This is a genomic window from Chryseobacterium sp. C-71, assembly GCF_020911865.1.
Classification (GTDB): Bacteria; Bacteroidota; Bacteroidia; order Flavobacteriales; family Weeksellaceae; genus Chryseobacterium.
In genome coordinates this window covers 2,664,522-2,683,120 of sequence record NZ_CP087131.1, presented here as the reverse complement: position 1 = coordinate 2,683,120, position 18,599 = coordinate 2,664,522, and the positions used below count along the sequence as shown (strand labels likewise).

Genomic DNA, 18,599 nt, shown 5'->3' with positions numbered 1-18,599 from the left:
TATGAAACTATATAAAAACAGTAAAGGCAATTTAGTTACTGAGCAGCAAATTAATATAATGGATAGTTATAGCATAGAAACTATTGAGGACATTTCTGGAAAACTTAAAATAATAGAACATTACAGAGGTTTTAGTGGAGAGCCATTTAAATATTTTGAATATTTTCTTAGCCCGAATGAAAATAAGAATGATATCATTCAATATTATCAAAATCAATCTTTATCTTCAGGAATTATTATCTATTTAAATAAACAAACTTCTTTTGATTTTGAGATGTGGGATTGGGAAGATTACTCAAAAACAGGAACATTAATATCAAAGGGCAAGATTGTTTATGACAGTCAAAAGAGAGAAATTTTTTACTGCGTTATTGACCAGCAAACTAATGAAATTGCTTACAATCCAAAACCAAGAAAACATTATTATGGTAATTCTAATGATCCTAATAATTTAAAATTAGATTTTAAATATGAACTTGATTCTCAAACAAATCAAATTAAAGTGTCTATTGATGATGATAATGAAACATCCGGTGTAATACATACTATGAAACAAGATTATTTTATTGAAGTTTTTGGTCAAAATTTTTGGGATTCTCATTCATATTATCATTCATTATTACCATTACTTCCCATATCATCAGTCATTTAGCAGTAGGAGTAAAATATAATTTCTAATTAATAATGTTAGCAATTTAAGTTTATTCGATTAAAAAATTAAGTAGTCATTACTTAATATAGCTTTTGTTTGATTAAAAAAACAAAGCTTTACCACCCTCTAAACACAAAATAATTTTCATGCCAAATCAAACACCGGTAACACATAGGTATTACCCGAGGTTATCCTCTGTGGTTACACCAGACCAGATTCCAGACATTCTGGGATTTATAAAAGACGGAGTCGTTGGGCTCCTCGACAAGATCTATTACAAAGATTTGCAGTACAGTAAAGGCCCGAAAGGAGATTCGGCTTTCTATAGTTTATCTCTCGTATCAAAAAGATTAGACATCGAAATTCCGGGAACGGGTATTTCTTTGGTTCTCAATCCGGATATGACAGGAAACGATTCTCAGATCTCCTCCTTTCCGATTACAATCGAATATCAATGGAAAATCCTGGCGTATCTGCGCCAGTTCAGTTTAGGAAACTTTTCCTTTGAACCTCTGCAAATCTTTGAAGTCGCACTTCGAGTGCTGAATATTACGGAAGAACAGGCTATTGCACATATGGTCAATACTTTCGTAGAACCTGATAATCAGGACATCACCCCGCTGATGCAGTTTGTGCAGGAACTGAATACTGATCAGAATTTAGGATTAAATATTCCTACCGATGCAACAACGGTAACCGATGTCGTAAAAGACATCTATGCAAAAGCAGGCAAATATGCTTCTTTAGCAGCTTTTGCAACTTTTTTATTATCAACTGACATCCAGGAAACAGGGAAGAAAGTAAAAGAATTTTTCCAATCACTGATTCCTCAGGATATTGATGAATTCATCAAAGAAGTCATCATTCCAAAATTTAAGGCAACCTTAATGCTTTCGGCAGCAATCGAGTTCCCGAGAAACATTTTAACTCCGGCGTATCCTCGTGATCATGCCAATGCTTTAGACCCGATCCCCGAAAACACACAGGGATTCCGTGATAAGGTTTTACTGGAATTTGGAGAAGTTCTTTTCTATGCCGATACCGAAAGAGGCTTCGGATATAATATGGACTTAGCTTTAAGCACCAGTACTCCCGCACTGATCGGAAACACAGGCTTTGCAATCGACATTCATAATATGAAAATCGATTTAAGCAAGAAAGAAAATATCGCTGAAGCCGATGCCGACGGAAGACCAAAGGAGTTCATGGGAGTGTATATGGAATACACTGAGATTTTCCTGCCGAAAAAATGGTTTAAAAAACAGCAGACTGGGCAGACCATCGGAATTTCTGCCAATCATTTGCTGATCGGAACCGGCGGATTATCCGGAAATATTGCCATCCGTCCTACTTACAGCACTGTAGCAAACGCGACGACCGGCGGTACTGATGTAGTCGATTATTTCGGAGATTTCTTTGATCTGGATTACAGCAATCTACAGGTAAAATCTATGGACGGAACTACTGTTCAGCCAATTGCTGGGAAAACCCAGTTGCTAAGCTATATCAATGGCTTGGGTTCTCCGTCACAATTAAAATTTGTTTATCCGTTCGGGTTGACCACTAAAGATGGTGAACAGAGAACATTTAAAAAAGAAGACGAATATTACCAATTTATCAGCAGCTTAAATATTGAAGAACTTGCTGATATCGAAAAGCGTACTCTGTGGTTCGACTTAGGAAAAGATCCTGAGAAAGCATGGAAGCTTGGGTTTAGCCATTTCGATATTGATTTCCACCAGGGGCAGGTCGTACATTCTTCGCTACGTGCAGGATTAAAAATCAAGAAATTTAAAGGTGAAGACAGTGGAGATCTTCTCATCGATGTTGTCGGAGAATGGGAAAGTAAGGAAAACTTTAAGCTTTCTGCAGCATTTCATCCAAGTCTTACAATGAACCTTTTTGATATTCTTAATTTCAAATTACAGAGTATCGAGATCGGAAAAAAAGAAGACAACTTCTATATTGAAGCTGACACGAAAATTACTTTCCCTAAAGACTCTTTCGGCGCAGAACTATTAGGAGAAGAAGGAATCGACCTACCGGCAATTCGTTATTACGCTAACGGAAAATTCGAGATTGCAGGAGGAAATTCAGTCATCCCGATTAATATCAACCTTAATATCGGTCCGGTTACGATGGGCGTTACGGCTATTCACATGGGTACCATCCAGAGATTGAAGGATGGGGTCATGAGAAGCTATAACTATATCGGATTCGATGGAGGGATCAATGTCAATCCTTTAGGACTTGACGTAAGAGGTAACGGTGTAAAATATTACTACACCAATGATAATGATGAATTTGACGGAGATGGAGACGACTATTTCCATATCTCAACTTTAGAAGTTGATTTAGTTATTCCTGGATCGGCAAGCCCGGAATCCGCAATGGCTATTATCAATGGTTCATTAACGATTCCTGAACCGGGAGTTTCTACAGAATATAGAGGTAAAGTAGCGATCCAGTTGCCAAAAATGAAAATTTATGGTTCAGCAGAGATGGCATTCGATCCGAAATATCCGGGATTCTTTATTGATGCTCAGGTAGAATTTCCTTTCGTGATTCCGCTGGGGTCATTCGGGATCTTTGGATTTCGAGGGCTTTTAGGATATCGCTACGTGGCACACAAGAGTGCTATTGACATGGATACGGATGACAGCTGGTACGATTATTATGTCTATCCGGAACGTGGAATCCGTTTACCTAAATTTATAGGTCCACAGCATACGCAACAGTATGATTTCCCATTCTCGATCGGTGCAGGAGCTTCCTTAGCAACATTAGACGGCCGTTTGGCTTCGCTTCGTGCGATGGTTTTATTATCCGTACCAAGTATGTTTGCGATTGATGCCGGTTTAACGATTATCAGTGAAAGATTGGGCTTAACGGAAGACGACCCTAGAGTTCCGCCATTCTATGCCTTTGTGATTGTAGGAGATAACTCTCTGGAAATCGGAGCGGGAGGTAACTTCCAGCTCAACAGAACCAATGGTTCATTCATCGATATCAAAGCTGAGGTTCAGATGGGATTCTTCTTCAAGAACCAAAAACCATGGTACGTCAACTTCGGAACCAAAGACAAACCGATTACCGCTGCGCTGTTTAAAGATTCAATGAATATTAAAGCTCAGGCTTATCTGATGATTGCCGCAAAAGGTATAGAAGCCGGCGCAAGAATTGACTTTAACCTGAATTTAATTATCCTGAAAGTATGGGCAGCCATAGAAGTGGGTGGTAAAGTAAGTTTTGAACGGCCACAGACAGGAGGATACATTTACGTAGAAGGCGGCGCAGAGCTCAATTTATTTATTGTAAAAGTTTCACTATTCATTTCTATCTATTTCAGGGTTGAACTTGTAAAACCTTTCCTCATCTTGGCTGAATTCAAGCTTGAATTAAAGGTAAAACTGTTTATCATTAAGCTTACCCTAAAAGTACACTTAACCATCAAATGGGAGAAAGAGAAAGAAACAGATACATCGCCAATTGCACCAATCACTTATCAATCTGATTCGCCAGCTATCGATTATCCAAAAGAAAGCCGTGTTGAAGATGCCGTGAAAGGGGTTAATATGTTGACAAACGAAGAATTTATGCTTAAAAATCTTCCGATGAATACGATACCTTCTCCAATCAGTGTAAAAAATAATATTGAAGTTCCTATTATTCCTTTAGATACTTATTTAGATATCAAAATTGAAAAAGGAATGATTCCGACGGCTCAATCTGATAAAAAAATCGGAGGACATACGACCGGAGCCAACGGATTCTTAGACCTTGTACCACCAGAAAAAGTACAGCCGGGAGGTCACGTGATCCGTCAGGTAAAACATAAATACTCTGTTGAAGATGTGATCATCAATATTATGGATGACAGTGGTAATTGGAAAGAATACAACCCTTACAGAGCTGTTCTAAGTGATGCGCAGGCTTCAAATATTTCCGGAATTGATGATTTTAAAATTGGGTTCTGGCAAAAAACCAACGAAAAGTATGATACGATAAGGATTTTAGGAACAACTCCTTTCTCATTCCTTGATGGAGGTCAGCCGGGATGGTTTATTCCTGAACAGTACGGTATCACAGCTTCTACCCTATTCTGTACAAATTATACAGAAGAATGGCATTACTCTAATGTGTTGGATAAAGCAGTCGGTACAGTCTATTACCAGCCTACGATGTATCCGAATGAATTCATCAACGGCGCTTATTACAACCTGCTAGGAAATGTGACAAGCAATGATTACATGAGTGTGTCTAATGCATCGAATCCTCACGGATATCCAAAATCATTAAAGATTACCAACGGGAACACAATGGTTGTGATTTTACCTGAAACTTCAGGAAGGGTAAATCTAACACTTTCAACGTTGGCTAGCGATGTAACGATTAAATATTACAAAGATGTTTATTCAAATTCTATGTATCAGACCTATGATTTGATTACGGAAGTTACAAAAACTAAAAATGAGCTTGCAGCCGGAGAAATCACATATGTAGCTTCAGACTACAACAATCAGTTTGTAAGTAAAATTGAAATTATTCCGCATCACCCGAATCAGGCTCAGATCGATGCTATTAACGCTCAGATCGATCAAATTTGGGCAAATGCCATCGCACAGACGACAGGAGAAGTTTCACAAGTAGTGCTTTCGCCTTCGGAACTGGCTTTACACGACAGTTTATTGTCACAACTGGATGGATTAAAGAGCCAAAGCTGTACAACATCACAATGTAATGAGCTTGATTTTGATGTTCTTCATACAGTAGATCATTATAATGGAGTAATGGGATCGGGAATCGTAGATTTCAACCACTCGCAAGTCGTCAATAATTGGGCTGAGTATGAACTGACCTACCTTCAGGTGACAGGGAATACACCACCGCCATTTATAGACTTTAATCTTCATTCTGTTATCTTCTTGTATTTACCGGATAATATTTTCAGTCCGTTTGTGAAGCACAATACACTGATTACAAAGGTTTCAGAAACATTATCCGGAATTGACATCTGCTACTCAAATGAGTATCCTAAGGAACCAATGAATAAAGCAGTTGTCATTAAAGTCAATAAAACAACGAATAAACCATTAAACTTAAAGTTCACTCCGGAATGCGGATGCGATTCATCTCTGCCACCTTGCCACAAAGACGATCTGTTATGCCAGTTTTTGAGTAACATTATGTATGATCTGAACAATTGTCTTTCAGCTAGCCCTACAGGTACATTGCATGACAACTGGAAGTGTTTTGAGATTTTGATTGATCAGTTAGTAGATTTTGATAAGCAAAATCCACAATATGAATTGATGAACGGCCACGCCTACATTAAGGAGTATGTGAAAAAACTTCAAGAACTGCATGCTAACGATGGTACTTTGTATGAAGCATTACAAATCGTTCAGATCATTTTTGAGATCATATACGAGCTTGGAGATTGCGGTTGCAATGGTGATGACACTATCACCAACTGCTTTACCCTTCTTCAGCAGGTACGCTGGATTACTGCTAATGATTATGAATATCAGCAGACAATTCCGAGTTTTGATGCCGTACAGCAGGATACCCAGAATATGATTGCAGCTATCAACAAGGTTGTTCAGCCGGTTTGGAGACCAAACAGCGTTTACTGTCTGAATCTTAAGTTAAAAGACGAGGTAAATGACAGTACTCCTACAGTTTATGATTATTACTATGCATTTAAAACAGCAGGACCTATCGGACATTTTGAGAAAAGAAGGGAAGATTATATAGATTATAGAAGAGATCAGGATGGGGAAATTATTCAGCCGCCAAAGAAGAAAAATCCGGAGGAATATCCTATCACATCATTGAAATCTTATATTGATATGAAGAGATCTTATCCTAATGCCAATGGAGATCTTTTGATGGCAAAACCAATTTTCTACGGTAATCAACAATGTAAAATCAAGCTCTTCTTTACGAAGCCATACGTTTACAACATGCTGAAAGCCTGGGAAGCCGTTCCTGGAAGCAATCTTAAAAAAATTGACGGAGCCATGAATATCGTTATCAAAGATCCTGTGACGGATATCATCGTCCCATATCCTTTACCAATAGACTGGACAGAACATGAAACGGTTCCAGGACAATTAGATATCAGTTGGGATGACGATAACGCACCCGCTTTACCTTTAGGAATGCAGCAGATGATCAATTTTGTGAATCAGGCCAATCAGAGCTCAGGATCTATGCAATGTACTATTCATTTGGGAGATCCAATTGCACCAAAAGCTTACAGCTATTCAGTAGATCTCACCAATTTAAAACCTGAAAAACTGTATACTGCAATAGTCTACAATGCCTTCGATGAAAATGAAGATGGTACACTTGCTCCACAGACAGCGGGTAGAACCATTATTTATGAAGAGAATCAGAAAGTTCATGAGTTTGTATTCAAAACTTCGAGATACATCAACTTCGAGGAACAGGTGAACAGTTATCAATTAAAAGAATACGATGACAACAATGTATTGATCAATCAGAAAGATGCAATGTATCAAGTAAATGTAAACCTTAAGCAACAGCAAATTGATGATGCATACACATTAGTTTCAAAAGGTACGGAAAATAACTTCCTGAAAAGCTTGGTAAATACTTATTCCGAAGTCTTTGACAGAGCTTTTGAAGGAGTATTGGGAATCCAACCATTAAATCCGCCTACCAATACAGAATTTGTAAAAATTGTAAACAATAATCAGGATGTAATTGCATTGCTTGTAAGAAATCCGGAACCATTCAATGATCCTAAGACTCCTTTATCTGAAATGGATGAATGCTTCAAAATCTTAAGCGGATCAGGAAATGTAAATGATGACTTTGATGTTCTTTATTCAAAAGATTATTCCCAAATGTTGGTGATGCACAAAAGCAAGAGAATAGCCAATAAAAACATCAGATTCAGATTCATGTACAAAAACTGGGACGGATCAGCTTACACAGAAGAATCTACAGTTACAACAAGCGAAATACAACTTTAAACAACCAAATCTAAAATGAGTTTTTTTAAATATCATAATTATAACAATTCAGAAGCTATTATTAATAATTCTTGTAAAAGCTCTGTAAATGAAAGCATCATCCATGTCGGTAATCAAAATGGTTCCGGATTGGTGAATGTGGTGGACGAATACGGAAATCAGGTGTGGAGCAAGATCTATACAACAGATGCCAATGTTGAGTTCAGAAAAGTAATGAGTTTTCAGGAAGGTTATATCATTTTAGGAGTAGAAAACGGGGAATCCCCGTTTCTGCTTCGAATGACAGAATCCGGAAGCGTTCTTTGGCATAAAAGTTTTCACGATATCTCCGTGAAAGAAAATATTTTCTTAGCGAATTTCTATGATCAGTACTTTCATTTTGCATTTCACAATGCCAGATTAAATGAAAGTGGCGTTATGTTCATCTCAGAAAAAGGTGAGCTTATGTTTCAGCATATTATTTTGAACAGCCAGGGAAAAAGAGATTTAAAAATCACAGGTCTGGCGACTTATGGAGAAATGATTTATTTATCAGGAGTAGAAATCGTTAAAGATAGCGAACAAGGAGTCTTCATCACCACTCAGGTGGGATTCGGATCGATAGAAGCCAAGTTTACCTCCTGGTATGACGGCACACCTGTTGTTTTAGACGGAGTTTATTGCCGGGATGCGGACGGAACTATATTGATTTCGGGAGTGGCTAATGATTTTCCTTGTTTTTTAAAACCTCAAGAGGGTTATGGAGTTTATTATCAGCAATTTAGAGGAAAAAACACTCGTTACGCTCTGGGAGATGATTATTTCTATGCTTACACTGATAAAAATGAGATTGTACATTCAGACTATAATTATACGCATGAATGGGTAAAAAGAATTAATATAGAACAACTTACAATTGATCAAGTTTCAAATAATTCTCCTGTATTTCATGGGCTTCATGAGTCTACCAACCATTCCGGTTTTGTTTCTGCTGATTTTAATACTTGTAAAACAGTTCCAGAGGAGTTCTTCAGACCTATTTTTATTGAATTCCAATCAAACCAAGTGAATTATGGTTATGAAGGTCAGGATTTTGACTATCACCAGCATGTATTTGATATTAATGATTTGCCTTATGAGCTTTCAGATGTATGTGAAGTAGGAAATGTGATCGATTTTAATGATTTTTCAGGACTTCAGACCCCAAATTTCTATCTGCAGGCTGCAGGATCAAAAGGTGAAGACAGTACAAAAGGGATTCATCTGAGATGGAGTTTAGGTGGTAAGTTGGGTGAAAACCATTTGCCGAAAGGTAATTTGGCTACAACCAATGTTAACTATAACAAACCAAACGACTTTGTAAAAATTTACAGAGCACCGTATACAAAATCTATATTCAATCTTAACTTCAGCGAACCACCACAACTAGTTGATGATTCTCAGAAACTTTGGGTGTATAAATTTAATAATGACCAAAGGATTTTCTACGTTTATTTCAAAAACAAAAACGTTTACAACCATGTAAGACAACATGTTAACCCTCTTACAGAACCGTTAAAATTTATTGAAAGTTATGGTAACGAAATTATCGAAGTGCTATGTAAGACAGACCTGTTTTTTGCATCAGAAGTTAGAATTGAAAACGTAGATTCTCAGTCTGTTTTAGATCTGGAAGGGCTTTCTGTAAGTGATGTAAACAGTGCTTCACAGCAATCTCTTACGTATAGAAAACAAAAATATGGCTATGATGTTGTTCAAAATCATTTCACTGCCGAAAACGGAAAAACAATACGGTTCAGAGCCGGAAACTCTTTTGTTTCATCTATTGATTTTGAATTTTATTCAGATTTCATTATCGCAAGAAACGAAGAGCAGGCTTGGAAGCACATCGGAAATTTTGCATTAACAACCGATACAGAAACTTCTCATAAACGACTTGATCCTCTTCCTGAAACCAATCCGGTACATGGTAAATGGCTAAGATATAACGACAACGCTTATGTCAACACAGAAAATTATAAAACAAAATGGGAACATCCTTCTACAGGACCGTTAGATAAAGATATTCAAACTGTTGTAACAAACTATCTTTCGTTGAGTGATGCACAGCCAAATCCTAAAGCATACGAAACCATTAATTTTAATTTCGCTCCCACCGATTCAGACCCATTTGTAAATATATCTACAGATCCTGTTCAGGATGGTGCGACGCAGATTTCTAATTTAGATATTCTAAATATTGCCTCATTAGACTATCACGTTGCAAGAATGTTGGGATTAGGACATCTTGATATTAAAAATGACGCTTTCGATCAGGAATTTATTTATATCGCAGAATATTTCACGAATAAGAACCTGGATATGAATACTTCTGATAAATCATATCAACTGTTGTCGATGTCACTTCCGGTTTCTACTGAAATTGAAAGACTGAGCTTACCCGTTGATCTGATGAAGCTGACAAAAGGTAGGGAACCAGCAAGCCAGAATTCTTCAAATCTATACAATAGTGAAGGATATTCGCATGATGGGAAATACCGTTACATCAGTCTTTATAATTATCAGGTACCTGAAAATGAGCTCAACCCTTCGTTTTTCTCAACCTCAATGCCGTATGATGCATCACAGTTTACCACACCCGTCTATGCAGGTCTGGAACACAGATTGGTAGAACCGGGACAAACTGATAATTATACCTGGAAAAAGCCTGAGCTTTGTCATGACACCCAGTATTTTAATCTCGATTCTACTGTCGGTACGCAGGTAGAAAAGCAGGAAACCTTGCCGATTCAGATTCCGGATACGTATGCTCCTCTTTATATGCACAAGCAGGATAAAACGGGAACTTATTTCTACAAAGGATATGGAATCAACTGGTTCTCAAGAGCGCAACACGGCCAGAGCGAGCTGTCTATTGTAACCGAAATTAAACCTTTCAATAAATTGCTGCCTCCTTCAGGAGCTACGGCTTTTAATATTCAGAAAGAATTTCCACTGACGTTTACGACTCAAGACGAGCAGGGACGCTTGAACGCCATTGCAGATACCGACAAAACATTGGCCCGACTTACATTCGACTATCATATTTATCAGGATCAGGTGGGATATTCCATTCCTTTTGATTCGGTGATTTCTAATACTGAATACATTACTGATCCGAATTCTCTTTTCCCTGATAATAAGGAAGTGTTTGCAGACGAGGTAGAAATTTTCTATAGAAACTATACCCCAAAAATCATTTCGGCAAGAGCGTATGATGTGATTCAGCACCCTACCAATCAGCTATTGGCTATTATTAAAACCAAAGATCTGCCATTGGTAAGTACAGGAGCCAATCCGAATCCGAATGCCAACCCGAATACAAACCCTAACCCAAATCCAAATCAGCAAAATTCAGGCACGTCGACGGTATTGTACTCAGAATTTCCTGCAGGAACTACGGCAAGTGATTTTATCGGAGGTATATTCCTGATGAATTCTGACAGCTACATCATTCATGAAATCGTTGAAGAATCTTTGGGTCTTACATTTACGGTATTTAAAAAAGCTGCAAGTGACGCAATAATTGCAGGTACAACACCTTTGATTAACCAATCCAGCTTAACACTTCCTGTGATTGATCCAGGAACAGAAGGTTTATTCAATGTGACCGAAAATATGCAAAATACACCGACTTGGGGAGTAAAAAATCCTAATTCACTAAAAGTACAGATTGGAAGCAGTGATTGGACAGTCAACAGAGAGATCATCAATATGCCGCAATCAAGCGGAGTTCCGCAAAGATATCTGGAAAAAAGCCGAGGAATCTGGAAAAATACTCTTGTAGAGAAGTTTTATGAGAAAATTGAGAAATATCAAAACAGTCAGGGAACTGTCATTGATTTTCCAGATAATTATCCTAAAGTACACCAAGGAGTTTACAAAATAACATTCCGAGGCTTCAAAATGGCACAGCATCCACAGTTTTCTAACAATTCACATTCTGTAGAATGGTTTAATGGGATTGTGAGGCTTTTCACAGTAGGAAATTATAATGGTGGAAACCCGATTGATTCAAGATCTATTTTTAAGGTAGTACGAACCGAAAATATAGGAAGTACGACGGATGATTTGGTAGTATATTTCTATGACGAAAATTTCACCATCCGTGAAGACGTAAACTTTGAACCTATTCTAGATACCGGAACAGGATTATTTCCTGCAAGCCTTACAGACCCATATATTTCTCTTCTAAAAACTAAGGTAAATTATTATCCTTCTTACAAAGTGTATCTGCATAAAAATGAACCAAGTGGCTTTACTGAGGACGTCGTTTTACCACCTGTAGGAGAAGATGTAAGATATTCTATCTTCGGATTCAAGAGTGTGGACAATAATAATTTTGATCCGCAGGGAAATAAATATAAGTCTAAATTTAGTGTTCCGACTGTGATGTTTGCTCAGAGAATCATCAAACCGGAACAGCCTAAAAAGCCTACAGGATCGAAATATGCAACAAGACCTGATAAATTCGGTAAATCGACCTATAGCATTTTAACTGAATACATTCATAAACCTTATTCTGTACAGTTTTTCAGAGCGAATAACAGTTTGCTTTTGGCATCGCTATATGAACCTGAAACTATTTTGGAAATTAAGGCTGCCCTTAATGAACTAGGAGGAAATGAAGAAGAATACTTCAATGACCGATGGATGAACTTCGTAGATTTTGAATTTATTTTAAATTCACCAGAATTTCTTGGCTTTCCGTTAACATCAGATACACCGTATGCATTACCACTTCCGGACAGCGCACATTTATTCAGTGTTATCAATGAATTTATTGAAGAGCATAATACCTATTATGAGCTTTCACCTAGTAATCTAAATTACAGTCAACCATTGACTATTGCTGATAGAGGAAATATTAAATTCAATGAGCTTGTAATCAAAGCTGTCCCAAATGTTTCCGGTTCTTTAAACTTCGGAAGTTTTGTCAAAGAAAGATTATCAAATTGCTTCTTACCGCTTACGGAAGTTCCGGTGATCTACCAGCACATTAAGCCTCTAAACGTTTCAACGGTTACGGGACACCGACCTAAAAACAAAAAGCAAAACATCAGAGATACAAATGGTTATTTGTTACCTCCTACACACGCAGATTTTGATATGGCTCCGATGGCTGCAATATACAGTCAGACTCCTCACACAACATTGTTTACGGATTTTACCCTTGACGGAGCTTCAGACAACTTCTATTTCTATGGAGTAAGAGAACTTGGAAACCAGATGCAGATGGGAGAATTCAGTGAGTTCGCAGGGCCAATTAAACTGGTCAATACTCATCCGGCAGAACCACCAAAGATCATGAGCCTTTTACCTGTGGTAGATAACGCAACATTGGGAATTACTGCTAAAGTGAAGGTGGAAGTCAATCCTTATCCTGAAGTACAGCAGGTTACCAAAGTTTCGCTTTACAGAGCGACCAATAAATTGGATGCTGATTCCATTTTAAGTATGAATCATGTTAAAACTGTTGATATTTCCGATGTACAAACAGATGAAGGAAACGGAACCTGGGTTTTATATGACGAGTTTGAAGATCTGGAAGACAAACCTTATGGCGACCTCCTCTTCTATCGAATCGTTGTTACCAGAAAAGTAGAATATTCTACGACTGATTATGATGTATCACCTCCTGCGACAAAAGTAGTTGTAGAAGAAGCTCCGTCGATGCCTTCAAAGGTTGTGGTAAGTACACTGATAGAAAACTATAATCCGCCAACTCCTGAACTAAAATATCACTCTGAGCCGGTAGCTGTAGATTCGGATACTATCAATTGGGTGATCTTATCTTGGGATCAGGTTTGTTATAAAGGGAAATACCAATTGTACAAATTAAGCAACCAAGGAAACTGGAAGGAAATTGCAAAAATCAACACAGACCCTAAAGACGTTTCTAAAGCGCATTTGTCTCTGCTTGAAACCAATTCAACAAGCAACACCGAGGAATGGGTGGTACAGGAAACATTTGATTTGACAGCTAATAAATTCTACTTACCGTTGGAAAAAATGAATCTGGATCCGATGCAGATTAAAGATGCTGATGGAAATATATTATACCATCATTTCAAGCTCGTTTCCCAAAATACATCCAATATGTATAGCACACAGGAAAAAATTCTTACCATTTATAAAGAAGAAACCTGGTCAGACATCGGAGGTATCTCATCAGACGGAATTGATGGAATGATCACTCAGGGAACATTTATCATCAGACCTTAACTATTTTAAATTTAAAATCATGGCAAAAAGAACAAAATCAGAACTAAAGAATTATTTCGAGGCCGGAAAAAGGCCTACAGAAAGTCAGTTTGAAGATTTTATTGACAGCTACGCACATTTAGACGATACCAGAATCCGTGAATTACATAATTCAGAATATACTGTTAATTTACAGTTTCCTGCCGACTATCAGGTTGGAGATTATGTGGAATTTGTAGGATTTTATCCTGAAATGTCCTTAGCAAGCGGTTTTTATGAAATTTCAGTAGCATACACCAGAGGCAATATTGCCTCTGCTGCTACCCATATCGCCTCGGTTTCACACGCAAACTCTAATATTTGGCGAGAATGTGGCAGAATTAATACAAACAATTACGTAGGTTATGCTAATGGAGATTGTTTTACAATTGATGCTCATGGTTCCTTATACAGATTCCGCATAAGGGCAACAAGAGTACTTGGAGATCCTTCTAGTAATATGTCTGTTGTAATCAAGGTAAGATCCATTAATAAAAATTTATCGTGGAATGAAATGGACAACAGAGGAAATGACAGTTCCACTATTCCGCTTCAGCCAATGACAGATCAATGGGAAATCTTAACCGGAAGTGCTTTTTCAACCGCACCAGCTAAAGTTGCTTTAAAAGCCGACATGAATGGGAATGTAGGAATTGGAACACGAACACCAGAAGTACAATTGCATGTTTTTAAACAGAATTCGAGCAATCAAAACCTTGTGACCGCCAAATTTGTAAGTAATGGAGAAACAGGAGGAAGTAATATTATCCGTCTTTCATATCATAACAGCGTAAATCTCGAATTGAATTCAGGATATAGTTCAAATGGTTTCAGATATGGAAGTCATTTTGACTTTAATATTCAAAATGATAATTATGGTAATATAGGTCATGGAGCTATCAATTTCATCACGAGCAACAAAATCCAGATGAGCATAAAACCTAATGGAAATGTTGGAGTTGGCACCTCTAATCCAAGTCAAAAATTATCTATAGTAGGAAATCAGGGTTTAAATGAAGGTGCTCCGACAAACGGACAAAACTCAAGTGCTTTATTACGAGTACAATCAAATGGCACAGGCAATGGAGAAGTAATGGATTTTGGAATGAATGTGCAGCCATCATACGGATGGATTCAGCCACAAGATTTGAACAACTCTAATGCATTTTATAATCTGTTACTTAATCCTAAAGGAGGAAACGTAGGAATCGGAACCCAAAATCCCGACCATAAACTGACTGTGAAAGGAAAGATTCATGCCGAAGATGTTATCGTTGATATGAACGTTCCGGCAGATTATGTTTTTCAGAAATACTACGACAATCATTCGTCGATCAGAGAAGATTATTCGATGATGAATTTGAATGAGCTTGAAGCATTTATCAAAGAAAACAAACACTTACCAGAAATTCCTTCAGGAGAAAAAATGACTCAAGATGGAGTAACATTGGGAGATTTCCAGATGAAATTACTTCAGAAAATAGAAGAGCTCACCCTATATGCAATTTCCCAAAATAAAGAAATTGAGCAATTAAAATCACAAATAAATAAACAGTAATGCCAAAAAGATTAATCACAGAATTAAAAGAATACTTCAAAGCCGGAAAAAGACCTACACAAAGCCAGTTTGCAGACTTTTTAGAAAGTTATGCGCATCTCGACGGTCCTCAGCTTGCCAGAATCACTGATAACATCAATACAGAAAACGGCTACCTAAGATTGAGAGGGATGGATAATGCTGTTGTTGCACAAATCTCTCTTCAGGATATCCGAAACAATATGGGGATTCCCAATAGTTTGGTGCAGAGCGTCAATGGGCAAACCGGAAACGTTACATTAGATCTTGAAGGGCCTACCGATGTAGGAAGTACAAGGGAAGGGATTGCCAAATATTTCACAGCAAATCATAGTGCAACAGATATTTTTCACATCAAACTTCCTTACAGAGTCACAACAGACCGTGCAATGTATCATATCAAGGCTTCAGGGTATGCGTATGGGGCTGCTGATATCATTGATGTCACCTGGGTAGGATATTGTTATGCAGAAATATCAAATATTACTAATAATAAAACAGGAATTTTAAACTCTACAGCGATTACAGCGGGACAATATGTCGGCTCAGACTCTCACGTTTATCTCTGGTTTAAATTACCCAGTATCTATTTTTCAAGCTTTAAGTTAGATTCTATGCGCGTTGGCAACGGAGGTCTTATCACAAGTAGTGATGTACAGATCCTAGTGAGCAGCCAAACTCAGTTATAATAAATTCTTTTTAAACAAAAGAGGCTGTCTTTCCGGACAGCCTCTTTCTTTTTCCTGAACACTAAATCAAATACAAAGCTCCTCGTTTCCATAAGTTTTTTGTACAATATTTTATTTTTAAACCAGTTAAAAAAATTATTATCAATTATAAATACGTCAAGTTTTGACGCTTTTGTCTGCTATATTTGAAACATAAAGAGAGAAAAAGATTAAAAAATAACCTCATCAATAAAAACACAATCTTATGGAAAACCCAATAACAATTCTGAAAAAACGCAAAACTTGATCACGAAAATCACCTCTCTGACATTGCAAATTTCTTCAGGGAAGGTTTTTGAAAATGACATTTTAGAAAAAGGTATCTTTTAAAATCTTTTTTTAATACGTCAAGCTCTGTCATGTCCTGTTCCTACCTTTAGAGTATCATAAAAACACAGAAAACTATCATTTAAATTTTCGTAAAAGCCTTTGAATTCACCATTCACAAAATGTTGGACAGCTAAAAGTATGTTCAAAAACCAAACAGTAAAAACACAATATCATGAACTTCCCTATTAGAGTCTAAGGTGGATATCTTTCGCCAGAAACCACCCTAAAAAACAAGGCTGAAAAACCTGAAGTGAGCTCTAATAAAAAGAGGCTTCAAAATTTTAATCTTAAAAATCTTAACAAAATAAAATATGGAAAAAAAGGAAAAATTTGATTCTGATTTTAATAAAAAAGACATCACCACATCCACATGGTTTTGGAATTACATGGAAGATTATTGGCATAACAACCGGGAATTTCCTGAAAGTGTAGAAAACCACCTCAACAGAAAAGCTGATTTGGTCAATGGAAAAGTACCTTCATCGCAACTTCCCAGTTATCTACCACTTACAGGAGGTATTATCACTGGAAATACGTTTATAAAGCCAAGATTAGCCATACAAAGAACAACCGACAACTCTGATTTTATTTCTATTAACGCAGGCACTAACAAAGCAGTGGTGAAAAACCCCGACAATCCTTTGGAAGAAAATGTTTTCATAGGATGGCTTAAATCTAGTGATATACCGACAATAGGAAATGCCCCCTATTGCCAATTAAGTCAGAGTACTGCAAGAATGGCACTAAGGACAGGTATTGAAACGAGGCCAGATTGCACACTAACAGTTTATGGTAGAGGATATATTGACAATATTGTAACTAATACCAATGGAACATCTCAAGATTGGAAACAAGCTTATAATTGGGGAAACCATGATTCAGCAGGATATTTAAAAGCTAGAGGAGCACATCAAGATGCTTATGCAGCAAATGTAGATTACCCAATCTCTATAACTGATTATGCAGGTGGGTCAGGGTTCCATAGCACTTATGGGAATTCATTACATATTAAGGGAATTAACACTTGGCATTCAAGATTGGATATTCCCACAGATGGTGATAGAATAGAATTGTGGCAGGGGATTAATACTACCACAATGAGCAAAAGAGGATATTTACCCGTTATTGAAGATGGTCAAATTGTAGCAACTCAGAATTGGGTTTCAAATAATTTCGCAAACCAAACTTTATCAGTTAGTAACGAGAGTAATGGTGGTCAACAATTAACATTATCAAACGGTAACTCTGTACAAATAACAAATAATTTTGTTGCATGTAGAGACGGTTCACGGAACCCTAATGATATCAAACCTAACGAAAACGGACAAAGAGTTAGATATGACTTTGCAAATGCAAATACTGTGGGGGGTGCCGGTAATTATGCCGGTGTAATGACATATTCACCTTATGATGGAACAACTGCATCAACTGGTGACTCTTCCTACCAATTAGCTTTTGCAAACCAAACAGGTATTAACGGTTCTGGCTTACCAATGCTCAAAATAAGAAAGGGCATTGATGATACGTGGTCAAACACATGGTATAAGATTTGGAGTGAAGGTGATTTTTCAAAAACCGACATTGATAATTGGAACAATTTAGCAAACACTGCTACAACCCAATCATGGGTAGAGTCACAGGATTATGCAACTCATTCATTTGTCGAAGAAAGCCTGAACAAAATAGCGTCAGAGCATATAGATCCCGATTATTCGATATCTGCTAGAAGTAATATTAATACAATTATCCTTACAGATCAATTTCCTGTACAATTTCTGGAGCTTGAAAGTGAATTGATACCAGGAAAACAGATGACAATAATCAATACAGCTCCTTTTGATATAGAAGTTCATAAAGATGGCAACGCTGTTGACATAGTACGTTCTGAAGAAACAAACGAGTATTATATTACCCATCAACAGAGATTGGTCAAAAAAGGATTTTATCGCAATGCTAAGATTTTAAGCTAATCTAATTCTAAGTTTACCTGGCAAGTTTTGCCGCAACTTAATTCTAATATTTTAATTCAAGATTTTCATCAACACTTC

6 protein-coding genes are annotated in these 18,599 nt (G+C 37.2%); all 6 read left to right on the top strand.

From position 1 onward, the window contains the following. The first annotated feature begins 1 nt into the window (after position 1). The 6 genes from LNP04_RS12300 (at position 2) to LNP04_RS12275 (ending at position 18,521) form a co-directional block, all read left to right on the top strand. Positions 2-652, top strand: a complete 651-nt coding sequence (locus LNP04_RS12300) for a hypothetical protein (RefSeq protein WP_229983255.1) — start codon at positions 2-4, stop codon at positions 650-652. A gap of 146 nt (positions 653-798) precedes the next feature. Then, positions 799-7,656: a hypothetical protein gene (locus LNP04_RS12295; protein ID WP_229983254.1), complete on the top strand. Its 6,858-nt coding sequence runs from the start codon at positions 799-801 to the stop codon at positions 7,654-7,656. 15 nt (positions 7,657-7,671) lie between these two features. After that, the gene (locus LNP04_RS12290) at positions 7,672-13,899 is read left to right on the top strand and encodes a hypothetical protein (RefSeq protein ID WP_229983253.1); all 6,228 of its coding nucleotides are present in this window, start codon (positions 7,672-7,674) and stop codon (positions 13,897-13,899) included. A 19-nt stretch (positions 13,900-13,918) separates the two neighbouring features. Then, positions 13,919-15,475, top strand: coding sequence for a hypothetical protein (locus tag LNP04_RS12285; protein ID WP_229983252.1), 1,557 nt, complete (start codon positions 13,919-13,921; stop codon positions 15,473-15,475). Continuing rightward, entirely contained in the window at positions 15,475-16,182 is a 708-nt protein-coding gene (locus LNP04_RS12280; protein ID WP_229983251.1) for a hypothetical protein, read from the top strand. Before LNP04_RS12285 ends, LNP04_RS12280 begins: the two co-directional genes overlap by 1 nt. Before the next feature lie 680 nt (positions 16,183-16,862). Then, positions 16,863-18,521 carry a hypothetical protein gene (locus LNP04_RS12275; RefSeq protein ID WP_229983250.1) on the top strand — a complete coding sequence of 553 codons (1,659 nt, stop codon included), beginning with the start codon at positions 16,863-16,865 and terminating at the stop codon, positions 18,519-18,521. Positions 18,522-18,599 lie beyond the last annotated feature (78 nt).